General features: G+C 69.4%; 29 protein-coding genes, 1 tRNA gene and 1 riboswitch. Of the genes, 17 read left to right on the top strand and 13 right to left on the bottom strand.

The window, feature by feature from the left end; all coding sequences use genetic code 11:
* Nucleotides 1-46: 46 nt before the first annotated feature.
* Nucleotides 47-319: a hypothetical protein gene (locus AB0N31_RS16100; protein ID WP_366058989.1), complete on the bottom strand. Its 273-nt coding sequence runs from the start codon at nucleotides 317-319 to the stop codon at nucleotides 47-49.
* Nucleotides 320-671: 352 nt separating this feature from the next.
* On the opposite strand from AB0N31_RS16100, the gene AB0N31_RS16095 reads away from it, so the two are divergent.
* Both AB0N31_RS16095 and AB0N31_RS16090 read left to right on the top strand, forming a co-directional pair.
* Nucleotides 672-3017, top strand: coding sequence for an immune inhibitor A domain-containing protein (locus AB0N31_RS16095; RefSeq protein ID WP_366058988.1), 2346 nt, complete (start codon nucleotides 672-674; stop codon nucleotides 3015-3017).
* Between the two features lie 145 nt (nucleotides 3018-3162).
* Entirely contained in the window at nucleotides 3163-3507 is a 345-nt protein-coding gene (locus AB0N31_RS16090; RefSeq protein ID WP_366058987.1) for a hypothetical protein, read from the top strand.
* 93 nt (nucleotides 3508-3600) lie between these two features.
* On the opposite strand, the gene AB0N31_RS16085 is transcribed toward AB0N31_RS16090, so the two are convergent.
* Both AB0N31_RS16085 and AB0N31_RS16080 read right to left on the bottom strand, forming a co-directional pair.
* Nucleotides 3601-4188, bottom strand: coding sequence for a nicotinamidase (locus tag AB0N31_RS16085; RefSeq protein WP_366058986.1), 588 nt, complete (start codon nucleotides 4186-4188; stop codon nucleotides 3601-3603).
* A 127-nt stretch (nucleotides 4189-4315) separates the two neighbouring features.
* Nucleotides 4316-5662 (bottom strand): nicotinate phosphoribosyltransferase, encoded by a 1347-nt coding sequence (locus tag AB0N31_RS16080; RefSeq protein WP_366058985.1) that lies wholly within the window; start codon nucleotides 5660-5662, stop codon nucleotides 4316-4318.
* A 136-nt stretch (nucleotides 5663-5798) separates the two neighbouring features.
* Here AB0N31_RS16080 and clpS point away from each other — a divergent pair, with 136 nt between their 5' ends.
* From clpS to AB0N31_RS16045, 7 genes are all read left to right on the top strand, one after another.
* On the top strand, nucleotides 5799-6116 hold the full coding sequence (clpS, locus tag AB0N31_RS16075) for an ATP-dependent Clp protease adapter ClpS (protein ID WP_055623360.1): 318 nt from the start codon (nucleotides 5799-5801) through the stop codon (nucleotides 6114-6116).
* 11 nt (nucleotides 6117-6127) lie between these two features.
* Entirely contained in the window at nucleotides 6128-6739 is a 612-nt protein-coding gene (locus AB0N31_RS16070) for a DUF2017 domain-containing protein (RefSeq protein WP_366058984.1), read from the top strand.
* Nucleotides 6740-7180: 441 nt separating this feature from the next.
* On the top strand, nucleotides 7181-8623 hold the full coding sequence (locus AB0N31_RS16065) for an amino acid permease (protein WP_366058983.1): 1443 nt from the start codon (nucleotides 7181-7183) through the stop codon (nucleotides 8621-8623).
* Nucleotides 8624-8753: 130 nt separating this feature from the next.
* Nucleotides 8754-9176: a M67 family metallopeptidase gene (locus AB0N31_RS16060; RefSeq protein WP_366058982.1), complete on the top strand. Its 423-nt coding sequence runs from the start codon at nucleotides 8754-8756 to the stop codon at nucleotides 9174-9176.
* 79 nt (nucleotides 9177-9255) lie between these two features.
* Nucleotides 9256-9351, top strand: coding sequence for a putative leader peptide (locus tag AB0N31_RS16055; RefSeq protein WP_319180349.1), 96 nt, complete (start codon nucleotides 9256-9258; stop codon nucleotides 9349-9351).
* A gap of 90 nt (nucleotides 9352-9441) precedes the next feature.
* Entirely contained in the window at nucleotides 9442-9720 is a 279-nt protein-coding gene (locus AB0N31_RS16050; RefSeq protein WP_363088522.1) for a MoaD/ThiS family protein, read from the top strand.
* 10 nt (nucleotides 9721-9730) lie between these two features.
* Entirely contained in the window at nucleotides 9731-10681 is a 951-nt protein-coding gene (locus AB0N31_RS16045; RefSeq protein ID WP_366058981.1) for a cysteine synthase, read from the top strand.
* Between the two features lie 19 nt (nucleotides 10682-10700).
* On the opposite strand, the gene AB0N31_RS16040 is transcribed toward AB0N31_RS16045, so the two are convergent.
* Nucleotides 10701-11168 (bottom strand): type II toxin-antitoxin system PemK/MazF family toxin, encoded by a 468-nt coding sequence (locus AB0N31_RS16040; RefSeq protein ID WP_366058980.1) that lies wholly within the window; start codon nucleotides 11166-11168, stop codon nucleotides 10701-10703.
* A 248-nt stretch (nucleotides 11169-11416) separates the two neighbouring features.
* Between AB0N31_RS16040 and AB0N31_RS16035 the strand changes: the two genes are divergently transcribed.
* Nucleotides 11417-12169: an MBL fold metallo-hydrolase gene (locus AB0N31_RS16035; protein WP_366058979.1), complete on the top strand. Its 753-nt coding sequence runs from the start codon at nucleotides 11417-11419 to the stop codon at nucleotides 12167-12169.
* A gap of 28 nt (nucleotides 12170-12197) precedes the next feature.
* On the opposite strand, the gene AB0N31_RS16030 is transcribed toward AB0N31_RS16035, so the two are convergent.
* The 5 genes from AB0N31_RS16030 to AB0N31_RS16010 all read right to left on the bottom strand — a co-directional run bounded on the left by AB0N31_RS16030 (nucleotide 12198) and on the right by AB0N31_RS16010 (nucleotide 18924).
* Nucleotides 12198-13502: a glycosyltransferase gene (locus AB0N31_RS16030; protein WP_366058978.1), complete on the bottom strand. Its 1305-nt coding sequence runs from the start codon at nucleotides 13500-13502 to the stop codon at nucleotides 12198-12200.
* On the bottom strand, nucleotides 13499-15583 hold the full coding sequence (locus tag AB0N31_RS16025) for an ABC transporter transmembrane domain-containing protein (protein WP_366058977.1): 2085 nt from the start codon (nucleotides 15581-15583) through the stop codon (nucleotides 13499-13501). Before AB0N31_RS16025 ends, AB0N31_RS16030 begins: the two co-directional genes overlap by 4 nt.
* Nucleotides 15584-15648: 65 nt before the next feature.
* Complete coding sequence (locus AB0N31_RS16020) at nucleotides 15649-15843, bottom strand: hypothetical protein (protein WP_366058976.1); 195 nt, start codon at nucleotides 15841-15843, stop codon at nucleotides 15649-15651.
* A 251-nt stretch (nucleotides 15844-16094) separates the two neighbouring features.
* On the bottom strand, nucleotides 16095-17360 hold the full coding sequence (locus tag AB0N31_RS16015) for a PTS transporter subunit EIIC (protein ID WP_366058975.1): 1266 nt from the start codon (nucleotides 17358-17360) through the stop codon (nucleotides 16095-16097).
* A gap of 262 nt (nucleotides 17361-17622) precedes the next feature.
* Nucleotides 17623-18924, bottom strand: coding sequence for a PTS transporter subunit EIIC (locus tag AB0N31_RS16010; RefSeq protein WP_366058974.1), 1302 nt, complete (start codon nucleotides 18922-18924; stop codon nucleotides 17623-17625).
* 215 nt (nucleotides 18925-19139) lie between these two features.
* On the opposite strand from AB0N31_RS16010, the gene AB0N31_RS16005 reads away from it, so the two are divergent.
* The 4 genes from AB0N31_RS16005 to rdgB all read left to right on the top strand — a co-directional run bounded on the left by AB0N31_RS16005 (nucleotide 19140) and on the right by rdgB (nucleotide 21478).
* A complete protein-coding gene (locus AB0N31_RS16005) occupies nucleotides 19140-19373 on the top strand; it encodes a PTS glucose/sucrose transporter subunit IIB (protein WP_366058973.1) in 234 nt (77 codons plus the stop codon).
* Nucleotides 19374-19463: 90 nt separating this feature from the next.
* The gene (gene rph, locus AB0N31_RS16000) at nucleotides 19464-20201 is read left to right on the top strand and encodes a ribonuclease PH (protein ID WP_366058972.1); all 738 of its coding nucleotides are present in this window, start codon (nucleotides 19464-19466) and stop codon (nucleotides 20199-20201) included.
* 184 nt (nucleotides 20202-20385) lie between these two features.
* Nucleotides 20386-20796, top strand: a complete 411-nt coding sequence (locus AB0N31_RS15995; protein WP_366058971.1) for a hypothetical protein — start codon at nucleotides 20386-20388, stop codon at nucleotides 20794-20796.
* Nucleotides 20797-20875: 79 nt separating this feature from the next.
* Entirely contained in the window at nucleotides 20876-21478 is a 603-nt protein-coding gene (gene rdgB, locus AB0N31_RS15990; protein WP_366058970.1) for an RdgB/HAM1 family non-canonical purine NTP pyrophosphatase, read from the top strand.
* A 55-nt stretch (nucleotides 21479-21533) separates the two neighbouring features.
* Here rdgB and AB0N31_RS15985 read toward each other — a convergent pair.
* The 4 genes from AB0N31_RS15985 to bcp form a co-directional block, all read right to left on the bottom strand.
* Nucleotides 21534-21608: transfer RNA gene (locus AB0N31_RS15985), tRNA-Leu, on the bottom strand.
* Between the two features lie 12 nt (nucleotides 21609-21620).
* Nucleotides 21621-22484: an HNH endonuclease gene (locus AB0N31_RS15980; RefSeq protein ID WP_366058969.1), complete on the bottom strand. Its 864-nt coding sequence runs from the start codon at nucleotides 22482-22484 to the stop codon at nucleotides 21621-21623.
* Complete coding sequence (locus AB0N31_RS15975) at nucleotides 22481-23104, bottom strand: HNH endonuclease (protein ID WP_366058968.1); 624 nt, start codon at nucleotides 23102-23104, stop codon at nucleotides 22481-22483. Before AB0N31_RS15975 ends, AB0N31_RS15980 begins: the two co-directional genes overlap by 4 nt.
* Before the next feature lie 141 nt (nucleotides 23105-23245).
* Nucleotides 23246-23713 (bottom strand): thioredoxin-dependent thiol peroxidase, encoded by a 468-nt coding sequence (gene bcp / locus AB0N31_RS15970; protein WP_366058967.1) that lies wholly within the window; start codon nucleotides 23711-23713, stop codon nucleotides 23246-23248.
* Nucleotides 23714-23814: 101 nt separating this feature from the next.
* Here bcp and AB0N31_RS15965 point away from each other — a divergent pair, with 101 nt between their 5' ends.
* The 3 genes from AB0N31_RS15965 (at nucleotide 23815) to sugE (ending at nucleotide 25060) form a co-directional block, all read left to right on the top strand.
* Nucleotides 23815-24144, top strand: coding sequence for a DUF3618 domain-containing protein (locus AB0N31_RS15965; protein WP_366058966.1), 330 nt, complete (start codon nucleotides 23815-23817; stop codon nucleotides 24142-24144).
* A 44-nt stretch (nucleotides 24145-24188) separates the two neighbouring features.
* Nucleotides 24189-24545: a co-chaperone GroES gene (locus tag AB0N31_RS15960; RefSeq protein WP_366058965.1), complete on the top strand. Its 357-nt coding sequence runs from the start codon at nucleotides 24189-24191 to the stop codon at nucleotides 24543-24545.
* An 84-nt stretch (nucleotides 24546-24629) separates the two neighbouring features.
* Nucleotides 24630-24704: riboswitch (guanidine-III (ykkC-III) riboswitch) on the top strand.
* Nucleotides 24705-24739: 35 nt separating this feature from the next.
* Nucleotides 24740-25060, top strand: coding sequence for a quaternary ammonium compound efflux SMR transporter SugE (gene sugE / locus AB0N31_RS15955; protein ID WP_030042545.1), 321 nt, complete (start codon nucleotides 24740-24742; stop codon nucleotides 25058-25060).
* Nucleotides 25061-25146: the final 86 nt, after the last annotated feature.

Below are 25146 nucleotides of genomic sequence, written 5' to 3'. Positions count from 1 at the left end.
GAAGGCCCCGTTCCTCATGGGTGCGGGGCCCTTCCCGCCGTGCCGTTCAACGTGTCGACGGCTCCCGGACCGGCTCGGGTGCCGCGGCGACCGAGGCGGGTACGGGCTCGTCCACGGTGGAGCGCGCCACGGTGACGGTGGCCCGGTGGCCCGGCGTCGGGAGCGTCATGGCGACGAGTACGCCGAGGGCGAGCGAGGTGACGGCGACGACCACGACGAGCGAGCCCGAACTCGCCTGTGACAGCAGCAGCATGGCGAGCGTCGAGAGGATGACGGTGCAGGAACCGTACGTGAGCTGTGCGACGGTCGGACGAGGCATGGCAATCGTGTCCTCGGAAGCGGGGGCGGTCTCGACTCTATTCGGCTGCATGCCCGACGGGAACGAGCGGTAAGCGTGAGCCGACACACGGTGCCGGTGCACGGGGGGCGCACGGAGTCATGGCGTCCACCTGCCGGACGGGACCGCGCGCCCGTCACATGATCGTCACGTGTCCGCAATGCGAACGCGAGCTTCCAATAATGCGTTGACCTGTTCAAGTCAAGGTCTGTCTTTTCCGGTGAAGCAGTAGTCAAATGGCGTCACTTGACTACACGCGTATAACCGCGCGCGGACTTCCCTTGACATGGATCCCCCTTCCGCGCGTCCGGCACGCGTTAGGGGAGGCAATCAAGTGACCAGCAGATCCTGGACGTTCAGGACGGCCGCCACGGTCGTCGCCCTCGCGGCGGCCTCGGCGACGTTCTCGACGTTCGCCGTGGCACAGGCCGCCGACAACGCGCCGGCCGACACCCCGGCGGTGGACCGGCACGACCCGCAGCCGGCCAAGACCCGTGAGCACGACTTCGACGGGCCGCTCAGCAAGACGCAGGAGGCCCAGCGCGAGGAAGCCCTCGAGCAGGTCATCTCCGGCGAAGCCACGGTCAAGAACCGGGACGGCTCCCAGGTCGTCCAGCTCGACAGCCGCAAGGGCGAGAGCAAGTACGTCGAACTCGGCCGCGAGAAGACCGACAAGATCTTCACGATCCTCGTCGAGTTCGGCGACCGGATAGACAGCCGCTACGGCGGCACCCCCGGCCCGCTGCACAACCAGATCGCGCAGCCGGACCGCACCAAGGACAACAGCACCGCCTGGCAGGCGGACTACGACCAGAAGCACTTCCAGGACCTGTACTTCGGCACCGCCAAGGGCACCGAGTCGCTGAAGAAGTACTACGAGAAGCAGTCCTCGGGCCGCTACTCGGTCGACGGCGAGGTCACCGACTGGGTCAAGGTCCCCTACAACGAGGCCCGTTACGGCTCCAACGACGCCTCCACCGGCGCCTGGTACGCCGTGCAGGACGGCGTCAACGCCTGGGTCGCCGAGCGCGAGGCCGCCGGTGACACCGCCGCCGAGATCAAGGCCGAGCTGGCCGAGTACGACCAGTGGGACCGCTACGACTACGACGGCGACGGCGACTTCAACGAGTCCGACGGCTACATCGACCACTTCCAGATCGTGCACGCCGGCGAGGACGAGTCCGCGGGCGGCGGCGCCCAGGGCGAGGACGCCATCTGGGCCCACCGCTGGTACGCCTTCGGCACCGACGCCGGCTCCACCGGCCCGGACACCAACAAGCTCGGCGGCACCCAGATCGGCGACACCGGCATCTGGGTCGGCGACTACACCATCCAGCCGGAGAACGGCGGCCTGGGCGTCTTCGCCCACGAGTACGGCCACGACCTCGGCCTGCCCGACGAGTACGACACGGCGGGCGGCGAGAACTCCACCGGCTTCTGGACGCTGATGTCCTCCGGTTCCTGGCTCGGCACCGGCAAGGACTCCATCGGTGACCTGCCCGGCGACATGAACGCCTGGGACAAGCTCCAGCTCGGCTGGCTGGACTACGAGGTCGCCAAGGCGGGCGTGAAGTCCCGGCACACGCTGGGCGTCGCGGAGTACAACACCAAGAACCCGCAGGCCCTCATCGTCTCCCTGCCGGAGAAGACGGTCACCACCGAGGTCGTCGCGCCGGCCCAGGGCGCCACGCAGTGGTGGAGCGGCAGCGGTGACGACCTGCGCAACACCCTGACCCGCTCGGTCGACCTGACCGGCAGGTCGACGGCGGCGCTGTCGCTGGACGGCTGGTGGGACATCGAGACCGACTACGACTACCTCTACACCGAGGTGTCCACGGACGGCTCCGACTGGACGCCGATCGACGGCAAGCTGGCCGACGGCTCGGCCGTCCCGCGGGACGGCAGCGGCAAGCCCGCCCTCACCGGCACGGTCGACGCCTACCAGAAGCTGACGTACTCCCTGGACGCCTACGCGGGCCAGAAGATCGACGTCCGCTTCCGCTACGCCACCGACGGCGGCGTGGCCCAGAAGGGCTTCGCGGCCGACGAGATCACGGTGACCGCGGACGGCGCCGCCCTGTTCTCCGACGACGCGGAGAGCGCGGACGCCGCGTGGACGGCCAACGGCTTCACCCGCATCGGCGCGGCCATCACGGACGACTACGCGCAGTACTACATCGCCGAGAACCGTCAGTACGTCTCGTACGACAAGGTCCTCAAGGTCGGCCCGTACAACTACGGCTTCTCGACGACCCGTCCGGACTGGGTGGAGCACTACCCGTACCAGAACGGCCTGTTGATCTGGAAGTGGGACACCTCCCAGGCCGACGACAACACCAGCCAGCACCCGGGTGAGGGCCTGATCCTCCCGATCGACTCGCACCCGACCCCGCTGAAGTGGTCCGACGGCACCCTGATGCGCAACCGCGTCCAGGCCTTCGACTCCACCTTCAGCTGGTACCCGACCGACGCGATCACGCTGCACAAGGCCGACGTCGCCACGAAGATCAAGGCCCGTCCGGGCGTCCCGGTCTTCGACGACGGCAGGTCGACCTACTACGACGCGTCGAACCCGCTGGCCGGCGTCAAGATCACTGACACCAACACCTCGATCAAGATCGTCAGTGAGCCCCTGGGCGGCTCGACGGTCACCGTGAAGGTGGGTCCGTCGACCAAGTAGTCGACGTTCTACCAGGTCAGAAGCGTATCGGCGGCAACCCTCTGGCGGGTTGCCGCCGATCGTGTTTAGGTGCCTCCTGTGCCCTTCTTATTGACAGTCCCGAGGACGACCGCCTCGACATCGACACGCACGGGGGTGTGACCGCATGGCCGCAGGAGGTTTCTGCAAGCTACCGAACGGCTCGGTGGTGGTGGCGCTGAACCTGCCCAGCCCCGCCGCCGACGGTGCCGCCGCCGTCCGTGTCCTCGTCCTCGCCCAGAACCGCGCCCGAGCCCTGACCAGGCTCCGCAACCTGGGTCTGCGCGCCGTCTACCTGCGGGGCAACGCGGCCCCGCCCAGCCCGGACGAGATCACCGCGGTCCTGCACCACCCCGACGGCCTGATATGGCGTACCGCCCCCGACAACGCTGTCACCACGCTGCTCGGCGTCCCGGAACCGTGGCGCCCGATCCGCGCGCTGCTGCGCCGCCCGGCGGCCACCGGGACGTAACGCCTCCGGGCCGGGCCCGGCCGGCCCCCGCCGCTCACCGGCCGGGCCCGGCCCGGCCGCAAGACCCCGGGGGCCGCCCGGAAGCGGCCGGGATCACTGCACGACCGGCTTGCCCGACAGCTCCACGCCCGCCCCGCGCAGCTCCTCGAGCGCCCGCTCGGTGGTCTCCGGGGCGACCCCGGCGGTCAGGTCGAGCAGGACCTGGGTGCGGAAGCCCTCCCGGGCCGCGTCCAGCGCCGTGGCCCGAACGCAGTGGTCGGTGGCGATGCCGACCACGTCCACCTCGTCGATCCCGCGGTCGCGCAGCCAGTCGCCCAGCTTGACGCCGTTCTCGTCGGCGCCCTCGAACCCGCTGTACGCGGCGGCGTAGGCGCCCTTGTCGAAGACCGCGTCGACGGCGCCGGAGGCGACCGCCGGGGCGAAGTTCGGGTGGAAGCCGACGCCCTCGGTGCCCGCGACGCAGTGCGCGGGCCAGGAGCGCACGTAGTCGGGGTTGTCGGCGAAGTGGCCGCCGGGGGCGATGTGGTGGTCGCGGGTGGCCACCACGTGGCGGTATCCGGCGGGGGCCTGCCCGATCAGTTCGGTGATGGCGGCGGCGACGTCGGCACCGCCGGACACCGCGAGGCTGCCCCCCTCGCAGAAGTCGTTCTGCACGTCTACGACGATCAAGGCGCGGCGCATGGTGGGTGTCCTTCGATGGGGGTCCCCCGACTCTCTCGAGCCCGGGAGAGGGTGAAGTAATCGAGCCTAGAGACTTCGGCGGTGGTAGGGGAGGGGTGCGGCCCGCCCCTTCCCACGGACATGGGCTCTAGCTACCCGAGCGGCCCTGGACGTACTCCGTCGCCAGGACGGGTTCCCCGCGCGAGAGCTGTGCAGCGGACAGCGGCAGCCCGGCGCGGGCGGCCGCGTGCCGGTCGCGGACCACGTCCAGGGGCTCGCGGGCGACGACCTCGCCGCCCTTGACCAGCTCGACCTGCAGCTGGTGGTCGACCAGCTCGGCGGGGACCTGGCCGGTGCCGACGACCTCGGCCTCGGCGACGCCGTCCGCGTCCGGGCGGCGCGCGGCCCACTTGCGGCCGCCGATCGACGTCTTGCCGCCGGACGACTTCTTCGCCACCGGCACCAGGGGGGCCTTCGGGTCGGCGGACTCGGCGCGGGCGACCAGTTTGTAGACCATCGAGCAGGTCGGGTGCCCGGACCCGGTCACCAGTTGCGTCCCGACGCCGTACGCGTCCACGGGCGCCGCGGCCAGGGAGGCGATGGCGTACTCGTCGAGGTCCGAGGTCACGATGATCTTCGTGCCGGTCGCGCCCAGCTCGTCCAGCTGCTGGCGCACCCGGTGCGCGACGAGCAGCAGGTCGCCGGAGTCGATGCGCACCGCGCCCAGCTCGGGCCCGGCGACCTCCACGGCCGCCCGGACGGCCTCGGTGACGTCGTAGGTGTCCACGAGGAGGGTGGTGCCGCGGCCCAGCGACTCCACCTGGGCGCGGAAGGCGTCGCGCTCGGTGTCGTGCAGGAGGGTGAAGGCGTGCGCGCTGGTGCCCACCGTGGGGATGCCGTAGCGGAAACCGGCCGCCAGGTCGGAGGTGGTGGCGAAGCCGCCGACGTACGCGGCGCGGGACGCGGCCACCGCCGCCAGCTCGTGGGTGCGGCGGGCGCCCATCTCGATCAGCGGGCGTCCCCCGGCCGCCGAGGACATCCGGGAGGCGGCGGCCGCGATCGCGGAGTCGTGGTTGAGGATGGACAGGATCACGGTCTCCAGCAGCACGCACTCGGCGAAGGAGCCCTCGACCCGCATGACGGGCGAGCCGGGGAAGTACACCTCGCCCTCCGGGTAGCCCCAGACGTCGCCCGAGAAGCGGTAGGAGGCCAGCCATTCCAGGGTGGCCTCGTCGACGATCTTCCGCTCGCGCAGGAAGCCGAGGACGCCCGCGTCGAAGCGGAAGTTCTCGACGGCGTCCAGGACGCGTCCGGTGCCGGCCACCACGCCGTAGCGCCGGCCCTCGGGCAGGCGCCGGGTGAAGACCTCGAAGACGCTGCGCCGCTCGGCGGTGCCCGCCCTCAGCGCGGCCTGCAGCATCGTCAGCTCGTACTGGTCCGTGAAGAGCGCCGTCGAGGGAACATCCACCGGCAGCCCGAGATCCGCTACGTCCACTTGCCTCACCTAGTCCGTACTCTCCGGATGCCCCGGCCAGGCCGGGGGTCCGGGGGCGTCCCCCCGGAGCGCGTCGCATGGCAGGGGATCGTACTCCCTTTTCGTCGGTGTGACGATTTCCGGGGTGCATGGCAGCATGGGCACTGTGACGTCACCCGCTCCCCTTGAGATCGAACGCACCGAGTCGGCGGAGGAGGTCTTCGCCGTGCCGGAGCCGGACGTCCCCTGGGTCACGATCGTCCACAACGACCCGGTCAACCTCATGAGCTACGTGACGTACGTCTTCCAGACGTACTTCGGCTACTCCAAGGACAAGGCCACCAAGCTCATGCTCGACGTCCACCACAAGGGCCGGGCGGTCGTCTCCAGCGGAAGCCGCGAGGAGATGGAACGCGACGTGCAGGCGATGCACGGTTACGGACTGTGGGCCACCCTCCAGCAGGACCGGAAGTAGTCACCTCACCGATGCCAGGACACTTCGAACCGATGCCCGGCGGCGGCGCGGCCGTCGCCCTCGACGACGTCGAGATCTCCATCATCCGGTCGCTGGCCGTCCAGCTCCTGGAGCTGATCGGCCCCGGCCCCGCCGAGGACGCCTCCGCCGACCCGCTCGCGGAACTGTTCGCCGAGGGCCCGAGCGAACCGCCCTCCGACCCCGTCCTCCAGCGCCTCTTCCCCGACGCCTACGTCGACCCCGAGGCCGCCCCCGGGCCGCGGGAGGAGGAGGAACGGCGTTCCCGCTCCGCCGAGTTCCGCCGCTTCACCGAGAACGACCTCAGGGCGGGCAAGCGCGAGAACGCGCTCGCGGTCGTGCGCTCCCTGGACGCGCTGGACACGCTGGACGCCGAGGACGACGGCGTGGCGGTCCTCGAACTGTCGCCCGAGGAGTCCCGGCAGTGGCTCGGCGCGCTCAACGACCTCCGTCTGGCGATCGGCTCCCGGCTGGACATCACCGCCGAGGACGACACCGACCTCCTGTACCGGCTGCCGGACGAGGACCCGCGCAAGCCGATGGTGATGGCGTACCTGTGGCTCGGCGGCCTCCAGGAGACGCTCGTGAACACCCTCATGGGCTGAGATCCGCCGAGGTCCGCCGGATCCCCCGGGGTGCGTACCCGAGAGCCGGAGGGCGCGCCCCGCGGGTCGAGGAGCGGAGAACGCGCCCCGCGCGCCGCGGAACGAACCGTTACGACCTGATGTGTGACGGTTGCGTGTTCGCTCAGAGGACGCTCAAATCCGGATAACGATCACGTCACCGGTGCGGTCGACTGTGCCCCTTTTGTGTCCAGTTTGGCCGCTTCTTCTTGTGGGGTGCGCCACACGCCGCCCGGGCGATCAGGATGACGGGCGTGATAAATCTTCACGACCGCCCGACGGACACCACCCGTATGTCCGCCGGGTGCGCCACCGAGCCGGCGGATCGCCGGCCAGGCACAACGCTCCATCAGTCCGGGGGGATCGAGAACCGGTCCGCGGTCGACGAAGGCCCGGTCCGGTATGGAGAAAGGCGCACCACACATGACCTCCGCTCAGGTCGACACGGAGAAAACCCCAGAGGGTCCGGAGGAGGGCTACGAGCGCGGACTCGGCAGCCGCCAGGTCCAGATGATCGCGATCGGCGGCGCGATCGGCGTCGGCCTCTTCCTGGGAGCCGGGGCGAACATCGCCAAGGCCGGTCCCAGCCTCATCCTCATGTACGCCCTCGCGGGCGTGATCATCTTCTTCATCATGCGGGCGCTCGGCGAACTGCTCCTCTACCGCCCGGTCTCCGGGTCCTTCGCGGAGTACTCCCGCGAGTTCCTCGGCCCCTTCTTCGGCTACTTCACCGGCTGGACGTACTGGCTGATGTGGGTGGTGACCGGCATGGCCGAACTGACGGCCGCCGCGATCTACGTCAACTACTGGTTCCCGTCCATCCCCCAGTGGGTGACGGCCCTGGTCTTCCTGGTGATCCTCTTCGGGGTCAACCTGATCTCCGTGAAGCTCTTCGGTGAGCTGGAGTTCTGGTTCTCGATGGTCAAGGTCACCGCGCTCATCGGCATGATCGTCATCGGCCTCGGCGTCCTCACCTTCGGCTTCAGCTCGGCCGGCGACACCGCCGCCGTCTCCAACCTGTGGGCCTTCGACGGCTTCTTCCCCAAGGGCGTCGGCTCCTCCCTCATGACCCTCCAGGGCGTCATGTTCGCCTACCTCGCCGTCGAGCTGGTCGGCGTCACCGCGGGCGAGTCCGAGGACCCGGAGAAGACCCTCCCCAAGGCCATCAACACGCTTCCGTGGCGCATCGCGCTCTTCTACGTCGGCGCCCTCACCGTCATCCTCTGCGTCGTCAAGTGGACCGAGTTCGCGCCCGGCGTGAGCCCCTTCGTCGCCGCCTTCGCCAAGATCGGCATCCCGGCCGGCGCCGCCATCGTCAACTTCGTCGTGCTCACCGCCGCCCTGTCCTCCTGCAACTCCGGCATGTACTCCACCGGCCGCATGCTGCGCAACCTCGCCGACAGCGGCGAGGCCCCCGCCGCCTTCCGCAAGCTGTCCGCGACCAAGACGCCCGCCCTCGGCATCGCCGTCTCCGTCGCCTTCATGGGCATCGGCGTCGTCCTCAACTACGTCGTCCCCGAGAAAGCCTTCGGCTACGTCACCTCCGTCGCCACCGCGGCCGGCATCTGGACCTGGCTGATGATCCTGATCAGCCACGTCCTCTACCGCCGCGCGGTCGACGCGGGCCGCCTGCCCGCCTCGCCCTTCCCGGCGCCCGGCGGCGCGAAGTGCAGCTACGTCGCCATCGCCTTCCTCCTCTTCGTCACCGGCCTCATCGCCTACGACGCCGACTCCCGCGTCTGCCTCTACGTGATGGCCGGCTGGGCCGCCGCCCTCGGCGTCGGCTGGGCCGTGCTGAAGTCCCGCAGCCCGCAGATCACCCAGGGCCGCCGGCCGGAACTCGGTGAATTCGACAAGGTGGGCTGACCTCCGAGGACGTCCGGCCGCAGGGGGCACTCGTGGCGCCCCCTGCGGCTGCCGCTCAGGACGTCCGGCATGCGGGCCGCGCCGTACCGCCCTTCGGTACGGCGCGGCCCCTCTGCTTATCCTGGCGACCATGCTGACCCTCACCCAGGCCCTGTTCGACCAGATCGTCGCCCACGCGCGCGAGGACCACCCCGACGAGGCGTGCGGCGTGGTCGCGGGCCCCGCCGGCTCGGGCCGCCCCGAGCGGTTCATCCCCATGCTCAACGCGGCCCGCTCGCCCACCTTCTACGAGTTCGACTCGCAGGACCTGCTCAAGCTCTACCGCGAGATGGACGACCGCGACGAGGAGCCGGTGGTCATCTACCACTCCCACACGGCCACCGAGGCCTACCCCTCCCGCACCGACATCTCCTACGCCAACGAGCCCGGCGCCCACTACGTCCTCGTCTCCACCGCCGACACCGACGAGGCCGGCCCCTTCCAGTTCCGCTCCTACCGGATCGTGGACGGCCAGGTCACGGAGGAGGAGGTCAGGGTCGTCGAGGCGTACTGATCCCGGCATCCGGTCGGAGACCATCCATCATGTGGGATCACACTCCAGGGGCCGGACCGGGAATCGATACGATGAGCCCATGGTTTCCCATGACGTGAGCGAGAAGACGCCGGGCGCACTGCTCGTGGCGCGGCTGCACGTCGACCTGTGCAGGCTCGCCAGCGCCATCTGTTGACGCCGGCCCTGCCGCCGTACGGCCGTGCGCCGCGGCGCCCTCGCACGTTTGTCCCGCGCTGCCCACACCTTCCGACAGGAGCCCTGAGTCATGGCCATCGAGGTCCGCATCCCCACCATCCTCCGCCAGTACACCGACGGTCAGAAGGCGGTGGAGGGCAGCGGTGAGACCCTCGCCGACCTGTTCGCCGACCTCGAGGCCCGGCACACGGGCATCCAGGCCCGCATCGTGGACAACGGCCAGCTGCGCCGCTTCGTCAACGTGTACCTGAACGACGAGGACGTCCGCTTCGTCGACGGCATCGACACCAAGCTGACCGACGGCGACACCGTGACGATCCTGCCGGCCGTGGCCGGCGGCATGGCCTGAGTCGATCCCGATGCGCTACGACTCCCCCCTCGCCGCGGTGGGCAACACGCCTCTGGTGCGCCTGCCGCGGCTCTCGCCGTCCGCCGACGTCCGCATCTGGGCCAAGCTGGAGGACCGCAACCCCACCGGCTCCGTCAAGGACCGCCCCGCCCTGCACATGATCGAGCAGGCGGAGAAGGACGGCCGGCTCACCCCCGGCTGCACCATCCTGGAGCCGACCTCCGGCAACACCGGCATCTCCCTCGCCATGGCCGCCAAGCTCAAGGGCTACCGCATGGTGTGCGTGATGCCGGAGAACACCTCGCAGGAGCGCCGCGACCTGCTGGGCATGTGGGGCGCCGAGATCATCCCGTCCCCGGCCGCGGGCGGCTCCAACACCGCCGTACGCGTCGCCAAGGAACTGTCCGCCGAGCACCCCGACTGGGTGATGCTCTACCAGTACGGCAACGCGGACAACGCCGGCGCCCACTACGCCACGACCGGCCCGGAGATCCTCGCCGACCTCCCCTCCGTCACCCACTTCGTCGCCGGACTCGGCACCACCGGCACCCTCATGGGCGTCGGCCGCTACCTGCGCGAACACAAGCCCGACGTCAGGATCGTCGCCGCCGAGCCGCGCTACGACGACCTGGTCTACGGCCTGCGCAACCTCGACGAGGGCTTCGTCCCCGAGCTGTACGACGCCTCCGTCCTCACCACCCGCTTCTCCGTCGGCTCCGCCGACGCCGTCACCCGCACCCGCGAGCTGCTCCAGCAGGAGGGCATCTTCGCGGGCGTCTCCACGGGCGCCGCCCTGCACGCCGCGATCGGCGTCGGCAGGAAGGCCCTCAACGCGGGCGAGAGCGCCGACATCGTCTTCGTCGTCGCCGACGGCGGCTGGAAGTACCTCTCCACCGGCGTCTACACGGCCGCCACCACCGAAGAGGCCATCGAGACGCTCCAGGGCCAGCTCTGGGCGTGAGCGCCCCGCCCGCCGATCGCTACGTCGTCAGGTGACGGACCTGGTCCCACAGGGCCGGGTCCACCACACCCACCCGACGCCGGAAGTCGCCCAGCGGCACCTGGCGCAGCTCGTCCGTCTCCAGGAAACTCGCCCGGCCCCGCGCGTCCCCGACCGAGCCCGGCGGCAACGGGATCACCCCGGCCCGCTCCTCGTGGCGCCTGCTGGTGATCTTCGCGACGGTCACCCGGTTCCCCCGCACCGTCAGCACCAGGCACGGCCGGTCCTTGGCGCCCGGCCCGTCCTCGAACGGCACGTTCGCCCACCAGATCTCCGCCGGCCGCGGCCGCCCGGCACCCCGCCCGCGCGCCCGCTCCCGCTCCGGCCGTCCCGGCGGCCGCGACCTGCGACCCGCCGGACGCCGGCCGCGCCCCCAGCCGTCGACGAGCGTGGCGACCAGTGCGAGCAGCACCACCGCCACGAGAGCCAGCCACCAGGACGTGTCCATACGCACGACCGTACCGGGGCGCGTTCCCCGGTGCGCGCCCTTCCGCACGCCCCTGCGCTCCGGGTCCAGCCGAACCGGTGACAGCACAGGTGAGTTCCCCCACAACAGCCCCTGGTGGAGGAGCGACCGGAGGTTTTGCGCCTTACGCTCGACGGACCGCACGACCCCTGTCGCCCCGTTCTCACGACCGTCCGTCTTCCGACCTTCCCCGGTACTTCCCGGTCCCCGCCAGCGGAGGTTTCTGCTCTATGAAGCTCACCGTCGTCGGCTGCTCGGGGTCGTTCCCGTCCGCGGAATCGGCCTGCTCGAGCTACCTCGTCGAGGCCGACGGCTTCCGGCTGCTTCTCGACATGGGCAACGGCGCCCTGGGCGAGCTGCAGCGCCACTGCGGTCTCTACGACCTCGACGCGATCTTCCTGAGCCATCTGCACGCCGACCACTGCATCGACATGTGCGCGTACTTCGTGGCCCGCTACTACCGCCACGACGGGGGCCGCTGCGCCCCGATCCCGGTCTACGGCCCCGAGGGCACCGAACACCGCCTCACCACGGCCTACGCCGACACCCCCTCGGCCTCCTCCATGAGCGAGGTCTTCGACTTCCACACCGTCAAGCCCTCCACCTTCGACATCGGCCCGTTCACGGTCCACACGGAACGCGTGGCCCACCCGGTGGAGGCGTACGGCATCCGCATCGAGCACGGCGGGCGGACGCTCACCTACTCCGGCGACACCGGAGTCAGTCCGGCCCTCGACGAACTCGCCCGCGACAGCGACCTGTTCCTGTGCGAGGCCGCGTTCACGTACGGCAAGGAAGACATCCCCGACCTGCACCTCAACGGCCGCGAGGCGGGGGAGACGGCGGCCCGGGCAGGCGCCCGCCGCCTCGTCCTCACCCACATCCCCCCGTGGACCGACCCGCAGGCCAACCTCGCGGACGCCCGCGCGGCGTTCGACGGGCCGGTGGAAGTGGCGGCGCCGAGAGCGACGTACGAGATCTGACGTCCTCGCCCGACTTGCGCGAGGTCCGTCATGCGGGACCGGTGCGCAGGTCGGACAGGAGCTGCCGGAGCATCTCGAAGTCCGTTGCGGCGCTGTCCCCGGCATTCCGTGCGACCGCCTTTCGGTAGGCGGGCAGCACTGCCTCGTACCGGCCGCTGGCGAGGGCGAGCGTCGACTGGAGTTCGAACAGCCTGGCCATGAGATGGCGGTTGGCAGGCTCCTCGTGCGTCTCCGCCGAGGAGATCGTGTCGACGAGGGAGGAGAGGCGGCCGAGGAGGCGGCTCGACTCCAGGACGGTGCGGTAGTACGTGGCCTCCACCGTGAGGCCCGCCCGGGTGAGCAGTGCGGTGTACGTCCGGATCTGGTCGGCGCCGCCGAACCGGACGGCCAGCTCGCACAGCAGGATCCAGGCATCGACGATCCGCTCGGAGCGGTGGTCGGGCACCCCGGCGGGCACGGCGTCCGGGGTGGCCGCCGCCAGCTCCGTGAACGCGGCCATCAAGTCCTGCCGGGACGCCGTCCGGTAGTCGAGGGCGTCCCGGATCTCGTAGTAGACCCACTTCGGACTGTCCGGTTCCGCAGCTCGGGACAGCCGGTTCAGCCTGCCGTAGAGATCCCGTTTCCCCCGCTTGTCGATCACGTCCGGCAGGTACCCGAAGTGGTCGAGGCGGGCATCGATCTGGACGCGGGCCGGGGTGTTGCCGCGGTCGTCGTAAGGGTGCTCGTGGACGCGTCCGCGGAAGCGGAAGGGGCCGTCGGCGCGCAGGATGCGCTGGGTGTTGGTGTAGGCCGGGCCGTCGACGTCGACGATGGTGGGGGAGACGACGAAGTCCGACGACGGGAGCAGACAGTCCAGCGCGGACAGGGCACGTCTGACCCTGCCGGCGTGCGCGGGCGCGAGGACCTCGTCCGCGTCCACGTGCCAGAGCCAGCCGTCCGTGATCTGCCCGAAGGCGAGGTTGCGGTGGTGCGAGAAGTCGTCGGCCCACGGCGCGGAAAGGACCCGCACGTCCCCTCGGGCCCGCAGCGCCCGGTCCACGGTGGCGTCACCGGATTCGGAGTCGATCAGGAGGCAGTGGTCCGCGTCCTGATCGAGTGCGCTCAGACAACGCGCGATGCCGTCCTCCTCGTCACGGGTGAGGACGACGGCCGTCACCGGGCGGGGACGGTGGGCCGCGTAGTCCGCCTCCAGTCCGGCGAGGTCGCAGGAGGGGAGTTCGGCCGCCATGAGGTCCTGCGAGACGGCGGTGATCAGCGCCAGGTCGGCGGCGAGCGGGGAGCCGACGGTGGCGCCGGGCTTGTGGACCAGGTCCAGCAACTCGGCGAACTTCACGACAGATCGACCTCCAGGTCGAAGGCGACATCCTGGACATGGCCGTGCGAGACCATGATCTTGGTTCCCTTGACGGTGCGGAGCTGTTCCCAGATGCGGGCGAAGGTGTCGCGGTCGACGCCGCTGAACGTCTCGTCGAACAGGAACACCTCGGGGGCGTGCAACAGGGCCCGGGCCGCGGAGAGCCGCTGGACCTGGCCGCGGGACAGGCCGGCCCCCGATTCACGGATCGGCTCGTCGAGGCCCTGCGGGAGGCTTTCGAGTACGTCGAGGAAGCAGGCCGTACGACAGGCGGCGAGGATGTCGGCCGTACTGTGCGGGACACCGAGTGTCAGGTTCTCCCTCAGGGACGCGGTCAGCAGGACGGGATTCTCCGGTACGTACAGGAGACGGCTCGGCAGCTCGGACGCGGGAATCCGGCTGATCTCGGCCCCGCCGACACGGACGCTTCCCCGGTAGTCGCCGTGCGCGCCCGACAGGAGGGCGAGGAGTGTGCTCTTGCCCGAGCCGTTGGCGCCGCGCAGCAGCATGGTCGTGCCGTACGGGATGTCCAGGTCGAGGCCGGTGAGCGTGTCGCGCCGGGCACCGGGATGACGGAAGCGCAGGGACCGGACAGTGATGTCGGCCGGTTCGAGGGGCGTCTCGGCCGCCGTCGGCTCCAGCCCGTGCCGTGCGTCGTCCCGGGACACGACCACGTCCCGGTACCGGCCCAGGGCCGCCGAGGTGCGCTGGGCGGTGACCTGGAGGGAGGCGACGGAGTCCATGGCGCCGAGGAAGTAGCCGGACATCGTGAGGAAGCCGAAGACCTGCCCCACGGTGAGCGAGCCGGACAGCATCTGCGCCAGCCCGGCCCACGCGACCACCACGGTGAAAACGGTCTGACTGGCCGTCTTGATCACGGAATTGAGGTTCTCCAGGCGGCCCAGGCGAGTTTCCGAGGAGATTCTGCGCTCCAACGCCCGGGACATCCGGCCGAAGGCGAACTCCGCTCTGCCGTAACCGATCAGTTCGCTGTGCCCCTTCAGGACGTTGAAGGTCTCGGACTTCAGCGTGGCGTCACGCTGGAGTGCTTCCTCGGCGGCGCTTCTGATGTGCGGATGGAGCAGGACCGAGCTGAGCACATTGACCGCGGCGGGCGGAACGAGGAAGAGGAAGAGCATCGGCCCCGTCGCGAGAAGATAACCGCCGACGGAAAGAACCACGCATATGTCGATCGCCGCCCGTACGGTGGCTGCGGTGATCAAGGACTGGATTTCCTGGACATCGTCGAGCCGGCTCACCAGGTCGCCCGCCCTGCGGCTCTTGAAGTAAGCGGCCGGCAGGCGCAGGAGTTTACGCAGATAGCGTTCGGACAACTGCCTTTGCAGCGATTGGCTGAGGGCGACGATCAACCGGCCGCGCAGATATTGGATTCCCACGGCCACCATTGCGACGCCGATGAACCCCAGCGCCATGACCGTCAGTTCATGCCGCGACCCGTCGCTCATCACCCGGTCGACGGCCAGTTGTACGAACAGGCTGTTCAGCAGGGCCACGCCCGCCACGACGACGGTCGCCGCCAGGATCAGGGCCAGGCGGCCCCGCTGCTCGCGCACCGTCCGGCGCAGCAGGCTCGTCGAGCGGGACCCCCTGACGCGAGTGCCGAGGGCCAGCCGCGCGGCCGGGCGGTCGGTCACCAGGACCTCGCCGTGGAAGGCGTCGGCCAGCAGTCCGGGAGCGATACGTATCGGGCGTCGCAGCAGCGGGTCGCCGACCACGAAATCACCGGAGCCGGTGACCTCGTGGACGACCACGAAATGCCGGTAGCCGTCCTCCTCCAGCAGGACGATCGCCGGCCCCGCCAGCCGCACCGCCTGCCCCAACTGCTCGGTGTCCAGACGGAGGAGCTCGCCGTCGACGCCGTACTCCTGCAGGACCTCACGGAGCCGGAGCAGATTCGATCCGTGCTCGCCCAGCCCGATGGACTCGCGCAGGATCGCGGAGTCGACCAGCACCCCGTGCCGCATCAGCACCGTGCGCACGCACGCCGGACCGCAGTCGGTCTCCCCCGACTGATGCGTGTGGTACCTCTGCCACTTCACCGAAAGCTCTCCCACCCAGGAAACGAGCGCGCCCGCCCCCTGGACGGGGCGGGCGCGGATCACCACTACAGCTTGTCGCAGCCCATCGACTTCCAGAGCTTGTAGTAATCCCCGTAGCTGCACGACAGCGGATTTCCGATCTGCGCGAAAATCCACTCGCACTGGGCGCGGCTCGGCTTCTTGCCCTCACCGGAGGCGGCGGCCGCCTCGTCGTCGGTCAGTTCCGTGAACTGCAGGTCGCGAAGAGCTTGAAGGCTCATGTGAATTCCCCACTTTGTTGTTGGTCGTGGCCGATGTCGGCCAAGTCCAGACCGTAGGCGAGCCCGCGGAGATGATCAAGGCGGGTCGGCGCGTGAGCATGCTCACTGGAGCCTGTGGGGGTGGAATTCCGTCTACCGTACAAGGCGTCTTTTCGAAGAAACATGATTCCGGGAATGCGAATTTCCCCGAACCGTCCATCGGTTCGGGGAAATTCCGCCGCGAGAGTGGCGAACTGTCCGGGAAGGAAGTCCTACTTGGCCTCCGCCCGCTGGATCTCCGCCAGTTCCTCGTCGGACTCCCGGCCCGGAGTGGGAAGGTTGAACTTGACGATGGCGAAGCGGAAGACCGCGTAGTAGACCACCGCGAAGCACAGGCCCACCAGCATCAGGCCCCAGGGGTTCGTCGCGATGCCCAGGTTCAGGAAGAAGTCGACCGCGCCGGCCGAGAAGCCGAAGCCGTCTTTCATGCCCAGCGCCCAGGTCAGTGCGAGCGAGACACCGGTGAGCACCGCGTGGATGGCGTACAGGACCGGCGCGATGAACATGAACGTGAACTCGATCGGCTCGGTCACGCCCGTGACGAACGACGTCAGCGCGATCGAGAACATCATGCCCCCGACCACCTTGCGGCGCTCCGGACGGGCGCAGTGCACGATGGCCAGGCAGGCCGCCGGGAGACCGAACATCATGATCGGGAAGAATCCCGTCATGAACTGGCCCGCGGTCGGGTCGCCGGCCAGGAAGCGCGCGATGTCGCCGCTCTTGCCGTGGTAGTCGCCTGCCTGCAGCCACGGGAAGGAGTTCAGCAGGTGGTGCATGCCGATCGGGATCAGCGCGCGGTTGGCGACACCGAAGACGCCGGCGCCCACGGCGCCCGAACCGACCAGCCACTCACCGAAGTTGTGCAGACCGGTGCCCAGGACGGGCCAGATGTAGCCGAAGACGATGCCGATGAACAGGCCCGCGAAGGCCGACAGGATCGGCACCAGCCGGCGGCCGCCGAAGAAGCCCGCCCAGTCCGGCAGCTTGGTGCGGTAGAACCGCTGGTAGAGGAGTGCCACCACGAGGCCCATCACCACACCGCCGAGCACCTTGGCGTCGACCGGCGCATCCACCATGACGACCTTGCCGTCGACGGCCTGTGCCACCTTCGGCAGGTTCTTGTCGGTGAACGTGGCGAGCACGTTCTTGAAGACCAGATAGCCGACGACCGCGGCGAGCGCCGTGGAGCCGTCCGATTTCTTCGCGAAGCCGATCGCGATGCCCACGGCGAACAGCAGTGCCATGTTGTCGAGGATCGCGTTGCCGCCCGCCGCCATGAACCCCGCGATCTTCGTGAGGAAGGTCGGGAACGACGGGCGCCCGAGCATGTCGGCGTTTCCCAGGCGCACCAGGAGGGCGGCGGCGGGCAGGACGGCCACCGGCAGCATCAGGCTGCGCCCGATGCGCTGGAGCACAGCCATCACACCGGCGCCCTTCTTCTTCTCGGCCGCGGGAGCGGCGCTGGCCGTGGTCACAATTTCCTCCTGGGACCCCCGGCCGGGGGCCGGGGAGGGCAAGGCGCCGCCCGGGGAAAAAGGAAGGGACGGCAGCGTCTCTGGTCTAAACCACTTGGTGGTGTAGACCTGTTGTAGCACGATGAAGGCGAGATAAGGAACCCGCCAGAAATGCAACCGGAGCGCTACGCACGGTGCCCGTCGAGGCAGCCCCGCCGGGCATGACGAAGGCCCCCGGACCGGTGGTCCGAGAGCCCTGACGCCACACCCCGCAAGGCCCTTCTCAGGCCTTGGTGATGTCCTCCCGCTCCTCCTCCGGCTCCCGCCCCGGCGTCTTCAGATCGAACCGGGTGATCGCGAAGCGGAAGACCGCGTAGTAGACGAGGGCGAAGCACAGGCCGATCGGAATGATCGCCCACGGCCGCGTCGCCAGACCCCAGTTGATGACGTAGTCGATGAAGCCCGCCGAGAAACTGAAACCGTCGTGCACCCCCAGCCCCCACGTCACCGCCATCGACACGCCCGTCAGCACCGCGTGGATCGCGTACAGCACCGGCGCCACGAACAGGAACGAGTACTCGATGGGCTCCGTGATGCCCGTCACGAACGACGTCAGCGCCACCGACAGCATCAGGCCCCCGACCTCCTTGCGACGGCCCGGCCGCGCGCAGTGCGTGATCGCCAGGGCCGCCGCCGGCAGCGCGAACATCATGATCGGGAAGAAACCCGAGGTGAACTGCCCCGCGTCCGGGTCGCCCGCCAGGAACATGTTGATGTCACCGTGCACCGTCGTCCCGTCCGGCTTGGTGTACGAGCCGAACTGGAACCAGATGGGCACGTTCAGGAACTGGTGCAGACCGATCACCAGCAACGCCCGGTTCGCCACCCCGAAGATGCCCGCGCCCCAGGCGTCCAGGCCGTCCAGCCAGTCGCTGAAGCTCTCCAGCGCGTCACCGATCGGCGGCCAGATCCACAGGCACAACGCCGCGAAGGCGATCGCCACGAAGGACATGATGATCGGGACGAGGCGGCGCCCGTTGAAGAACCCCAGCCAGTCCACCAGCTTCGTACGGTGGAAACGCTGCCAGAAGTAGGCCGCCAGCAGACCGATCACGATGCCGCCGAAGACACCCGGATTCTGGTACGTGAACGCCACCACCGTGCCGTCCTCCGTCCCCTGGCAGCCGATGCCCGGCACGGCCTCCAACCCCTCGCCGCAGCCCTCCGGGAACTGCCGCAGCACGTTGTAGTAGACGAGGAAACCCGCCACCGCCGCCAACGCCGTCGAGCCGTCGGACTTCTTCGCCATCCCGATGGCCACACCGACGCAGAACAGCAGCGGCAGACCCAGCTGGCCGTCGAGCAGGGCACCGCCAGCGCCCGCCATCACCTTCGAGACGTCCGTCCAGCCCAGCCCGTCGGCCCCGAACACGTCGGGCTGGCCCAGCCTGTTGAGGATGCCCGCGGCCGGCAGCACCGCGATCGGCAGCTGAAGACTGCGCCCCATCTTCTGCAACGCCTGGAACAGGTTGTTCCAGCGGGCCCGCCCGGGACCGACCGTGGTGTCGGCGCTCTCGGCACTCATGGTTTGGCGACCGCCTGTCAGGTGGTGTAGACCAGCTACGGACGATTTCGTGGCTGTGGCGTCATCCTTCGACACATCCGGCGCAATCGCTCGCAAAGATGGGCCAACTGTGGGTTACTGCGACAAGGCGGTCCCGACCGGATCGCACCACGTCGACCAGGCAACCCGGGCAACCCAGGCACTCCAACGGCTTCAGGGACTTCAGGGAGAAGGACATGGCCAGCAAGGCTGAGAAGATCGTCGCCGGGCTCGGCGGCATCGACAACATCGAAGAAGTCGAAGGCTGCATCACCCGCCTGCGCACCGAGGTCATCGACGCGAGCAAGGTCGACGAAGCCGCCCTGAAGGCCGCCGGCGCCCACGGCGTCGTCAAGATGGGCACCGCCGTCCAGGTCGTCATCGGCACCGACGCCGACCCCATCGCAGGGGAGATCGAAGACATGATGTGAGTCGTGGTGCGAGTCCCACCGCTCACTCGAAGGGGCCCCTCCGCACCCGCGGCAGGGGCCCCTTCCGCACCTGCCGCTAGGCTCGACGCCATGTCTCGCATCGACGGCCGCACCCCCGAACAACTCCGCCCCGTCACCATCGAACGCGGCTGGAGCAAGCACGCCGAAGGCTCCGTCCTCGTCTCCTTCGGCGACACCAAGGTCTTCTGCACCGCCTCCGTCACCGAAGGCGTCCCCCGCTGGCGCAAGGGCAGCGGCGAAGGCTGGGTCACCGCGGAGTACTCCATGCTCCCCCGCGCCACCAACACCCGCGGCGACCGCGAATCCGTCCGCGGCAGGATCGGCGGCCGCACCCACGAGATCTCCCGCCTCATCGGCCGGTCCCTGCGCGCCGTCATCGACTACAAGGCACTCGGCGAGAACACCATCGTCCTCGACTGCGACGTCCTCCAGGCCGACGGCGGCACCCGCACCGCGGCCATCACCGGCGCCTACGTCGCCCTCGCCGACGCCGTCAGCTGGGCCCAGGGCCGCAAACTGATCAAGGCCGGCCGCCGGCCCCTCACCGGCACCGTCTCCGCCGTCTCCGTCGGCATCGTCGGCGGCGTCCCCCTCCTCGACCTCTGCTACGAGGAAGACGTCCGCGCCGAGACCGACATGAACGTCGTCTGCACCGGCGACGGCCGCTTCGTCGAGGTCCAGGGCACCGCCGAGGCCGAGCCCTTCGCCCGCGACGAACTCAACTCCCTTCTGGACCTGGCCGTTCTGGGCTGCACGGAATTGACCACCGCGCAGCGCACGGCACTTGATACCGTCCTGCAAAAGTAAAGAGCACGCCAAACAGGGCCGGACGCGCGGGCAACCCCGCCGTCCGCCCCTGCGTCTTGCGCAGTACGACGGCCCGCGCACGGCCGTACCCACGGCGGCCCGGACGACGGCCGCCGCACGGCCCGCGCCACGGCCGTACACAACGGGGGCCTCCCGGGGCCTGCACAAGGGGAGGAACACAGTCATGTCCCAGTCCGCCGGCCGTCACCGACACCGCCGCGTCACCGTCGCCGCCGCCACCGCGGCCGTCGCGCTCACCCTCGGACTCACGACCACCGGCTGCGACGCCGTGAACAAGGCGCTCGACTGCGTCCAGACCGCCGACTCCATCGCCGACAGCGTCACCGACCTCCAGCAGGCCGTGGAGAGCGCCGCCGACGACCCGACGCAGACCCAGGAGTCCCTCACCTCCATCGAGAACAACCTCGACAAAATAGGTGACAAGACCGACGACGCCGACGTCGACAAGGCGGTCGACGACCTCCGCGAGGCCGTCACCAACGTCCGCACCGCCCTCGAGAACGGCGACAACACCCCCGACCTCAGCCCCGTCACCGACGCGGCGGGCGAACTGACCAAGGTCTGCACCCCGTAGGACCCCGCGCGCGAGTCGGGACACCGGACGGTCGGGACACCGGACGGTCGGGACACCGGACGGTCGGGATACTGGGCACATGACCCGCCTGATCCTCGCCACCCGCAACGCCGGAAAGATCACCGAACTCAGGTCGATCCTCGCCGACGCAGGACTGCCCCACGACCTCGTCGGCGCGGACGCCTACCTCGACGTCCCCGACGTCAGGGAAACCGGCGTCACCTTCGCCGAGAACGCCCTCCTCAAGGCCCACGCCCTCGCCCGGGCCACCGGCCACCCCGCGATCGCCGACGACTCCGGCCTCTGCGTCGACGTCCTGGGCGGCGCCCCCGGCATCTTCTCGGCCCGCTGGGCCGGCACCCACGGCGACGACAAGGCCAACCTCGACCTGCTCCTCGCCCAGCTCTCCGACATCGCCGACGAACACCGGGGCGCCCACTTCGCCTGCGCGGCGGCCCTCGCCCTCCCCGACGGCACGGAACGCGTGGTCGAAGGCCGGCTCAGGGGCGTCCTCCGCCACACCCCGGCCGGCACGAACGGCTTCGGCTACGACCCGATCCTCCAGCCGGACGGTGAGACCCGCACCTGCGCGGAACTGACGGCGGAGGAGAAGAACGCGATCAGCCACCGGGGGGAGGCGTTCCGGGAGCTGGTACCGGTGGTGCGGGAGCTGCTGGGCTGAGATAACGCAAAGACCCCGCACCTTTGAATCGAAGGTGCGGGGCTGGATCTACCTGTGGGCCCGGTGGGACTCGAACCCACGACACACCGGACCTAAACCGGCGCCCTCTGGCCAGCTGGGGTACGGGCCCAGGCCGCTTACTCTACTGTGCCTGCCTCGGTACCGGGGAAGTGGCGCCCTCCCGGCGGCGGTTCGAGAAGCTGTTCGTCTGACTGTGGCAGGAAGGGCACAGATACCTCAGGTTTTCCCGCCTGTTGTCCAGTCGGTCGCCGTTGACGTGATCGATCTCCAGCACGAGCTTGCGGTCCTGCCATGTTTCTCCGAGTCCGCATGCATCGCAGACATGCGGTACCGCGAGATCGTCGAGGGCCCGCCTGAGCAGCAGTGTCTTGGTGCGCGAGCTTCCTGGAGGAAGAAGCACCAAGATCTCGGCCGCAGATTTCCGGTTCGGGGAACGAGTGCCACGGAAGTGGCCCTGACCTGTGAAGTGCGCGGTCGACAAGCCGTGGAACTCGATGCCGCGCTTCACGAGCGCCCGGGCCGCGCTGTTGTCTCTCCTGCCGAGGGCTACCAGAACGCCGGCCAGACTCGTCGCCGCCTCGACCGCGGGCGCCAGTTCGTCGCGGCGAGGGACGCCGGGGCCGTACCTGCGACCTCCGGTGAAGTGCGAGGTGTCGATCCCGAACTTGTCCAACTGCTTCCTGATGTGGCCGTACGGACTGTCGCGCGGAGGAAAGCCCATGTACTCCAGCATCTCCTTGATGCTGTACGAACGGGCGGCCGCTTCTCGAAGGAGACTCTCCGGGTAGCTTCGCCGCTCACGCTGCGGCAGGGATTCCTTCCGGAAATGGGAGGTGTCGATGCCGTAGTGCCGAAGGCGCTGGTTCAGATAGCGGCGCGGGCCGCTGCCCATGGGGATGCCCAGCTCGCGCATCAGGTCGGTGGTGCTCGTGGCCCTGGCGGCAGCGCAGGTCAGCACGACGTACGTGAACTCCGGCCTGCTCATGCGGTCCTCCTCTGCTTGCGCCCGCGGTAGGTGTCCGTCACCGCATGGCAGTTGGGGCAGAGAAGTCGCAGATTCTCCGGCCGGTTGTCCCACCAATCGCCGTTGATGTGGTCGACCTCCAGCCGAAGGGGCTTGTTGTTCCATTCGGGGCCTGTGCCACACATCGTGCAGACTTCCGCGGTACTGCTTCGCAGGAGTTGTTGCCGAAGTCGGCTGCCGGGGATCCTGCCGTCGTCCGGTGACCCGAGGACGAGTGGATTGCCCCGCGAGCCCTTCGGCGCTCCTCGTCGCACGGTGAAGTGGGACGTGTCGATGCCGAGCCTCGTGATGCGGCGGCTGATGTGGGCGTGGTTGCCGCCCACCGGGCTGATGCCCAGGCGGCGGACCACTTCCTTGATGCTGCGGGACGCGGCCACTGCCTCTCGCAGCAGCGCTTCACTGTGGCGCGCCCATCGGGTGGGGAAGTGGGAGACGTCGATGTCTGCGTCCGCCATCTTCTGTCGCAGATAGCGTCTGCTGCCCGCTGTCGGCGTCCCTCCACACCACCGCACGGCGTCGTCCCAGTTCGCTGTCGCACGAGCGGCCTCTTGGAGCAACTCACGGGTGTACTTCACGCCCACCGAAACCCCCTCCGTCCCCGACCACCCGTTCGTGGTCTCGTACGGAGTGACGAACCGTTTATCGGACAGTCACGGCCGGAAACGGGAGGCGGCCCGCGCCGGGGTTCGGTGCGGGCCGCCAGGGGGCCGGGGAGGGGGACCTCAGATGCCCAGGTCCTTGATGATCTTGGCTACGTGGCCGGTCGCCCGGACGTTGTAGAAGGCGTGCTCGACCTTGCCGTCCTCGTCGACCACGATCGTCGAGCGGATGACGCCCAGGTACGTCTTGCCGTAGTTCTTCTTCTCGCCGAAGGCGCCGTAGGCGTCGAGGGTCTTCTTGTCGGGGTCGGCCAGGAGGGTGACCCCGAGGGATTCCTTCTCGCGGAACTTGCCGAGCTTCTCGGGGGTGTCGGGGGAGATGCCGATGACGTCGTACCCGGCGCCGGCGAGGAGGTCGAGGTTGTCGGTGAAGTCGCAGGCCTGCTTCGTGCAGCCGGGGGTCAGGGCGGCCGGGTAGAAGTAGACGATGACCTTGCGGCCCCTGTGGTCCGACAGGGACACCTCGTTGCCGTCGGCGTCGGGGAGGGTGAAGGCGGGGGCCACGTCCCCGGGCTGGAGTCGCTCGCTCATCGGGCCAGGGTAACGGGGGGTCCTGGCAGTGCGGGCGCGCGGGGAACTGACAGACTGTCCAGAACACGTAGGAAACGTCGGCTCACTTCGGAGGCCCCACCGTGGCGGACACGTCGGACACCAGAACCCCGGCGCAGATCGAGGCGGACATCAGGCGCCGCCGAGACACGCTGGCTGAGACGCTCGACGAGATCGGGGTGCGGGTGCACCCGAAGACGATCGTCGGCGATGCCAAGGCGAAGGTCGCGGCCAATGTCGATCACACGCTCGGGAGGGCCTATGTGCAGGTCAACCGGGTGGTGAGCGAGGTGCGGGCGCAGTTCGTGGACGAGGAGGGCGCGCCGCGCCTGGAGCGGGTGGTGCCGTTGGCCCTCGTGGTGGTCGGCGTCGTGGGGCTGCTCGCGTTCGGTACGCGGCGTCGCAAGGGCTGACCCGGAGGCGTCGCCGTCGGGCGGGGGCAGGTAGGTTCGTCGGCGTGAGCGGTAACAGAAGCGAGCACAGCAGCCACGACGACAAGCTTCCCATCCGGATGCTGCACGACCGGGTCCTGGTGCGTCAGGACACCAGTGAGGGCGAGCGGCGTTCCGGTGGCGGGATCCTGATCCCGGCGACGGCGGCCGTGGGCCGTCGGCTGGCGTGGGCGGAGGTCGTGGCGGTGGGCCAGAACGTGCGGACCGTGGAGCCGGGTGACCGGGTGCTGTACGACCCGGAGGACCGGGCCGAGGTGGAGGTGCAGGGCGTCGCGTACGTGCTGATGCGCGAGCGCGATCTGCACGCGGTGGCCGCGGACCGGTTCGAGGGGTCGGAGGACTCGACGGGCCTGTATCTCTGACACCTCGGACACCTCTGAAACCTCCGAGACGGAGGCCGAAAAGGGCTGGTGACCATGGTCACCAGCCCTTTTCCCTGTGTTTCCGTGTGCTTTGCTGGTGTGGAGAAAGCCCGACGAGACGCGCCGTACCGGGATGGTCGAAGGCAAAGACGACGCACCGTCGTGTTGCGTGCTCGTTCCTCGGAGGTGCTGTCATGGCCTGGGTCCTGCTGGTCGTCGCCGGTCTGCTGGAGGTGGGCTGGTCGGTCGGGATGAAGTACACCGACGGGTTCACGCGGCTGGTGCCGAGCCTTTTCACCGGTGCGGGGATCGTCGCCAGCATGCTGCTGCTGTCGTACGCCGCCCGCTCGCTGCCGATCGGGACCGCGTACGGCGTGTGGGTGGGGATCGGGGCGGCGGGGGCGGCGGTGTTCGGCATGGTGGTGCTGGGGGAGCCGGCGACCGCCGCCCGGATCTTCTTCGTGTGTCTGCTGCTGGTCGCCGTGGTGGGGCTGAAGGCGACCTCAGGACACTAGGCCCTGTGTGATGTCGTGATCAACCGGTTGTCTTCGGTGAGTCGTTGATCCAGGTCAGAAGGCGCGGAGGTGGAGGCCTCCGAGGC

The organism is Streptomyces sp. NPDC051051, from assembly GCF_040682975.1.
Taxonomy (GTDB): domain Bacteria; phylum Actinomycetota; class Actinomycetes; order Streptomycetales; family Streptomycetaceae; genus Streptomyces.
The sequence above is the reverse complement of the archived record's forward strand: the minus strand, read 5'-3'. Positions and strand labels throughout refer to the sequence as shown.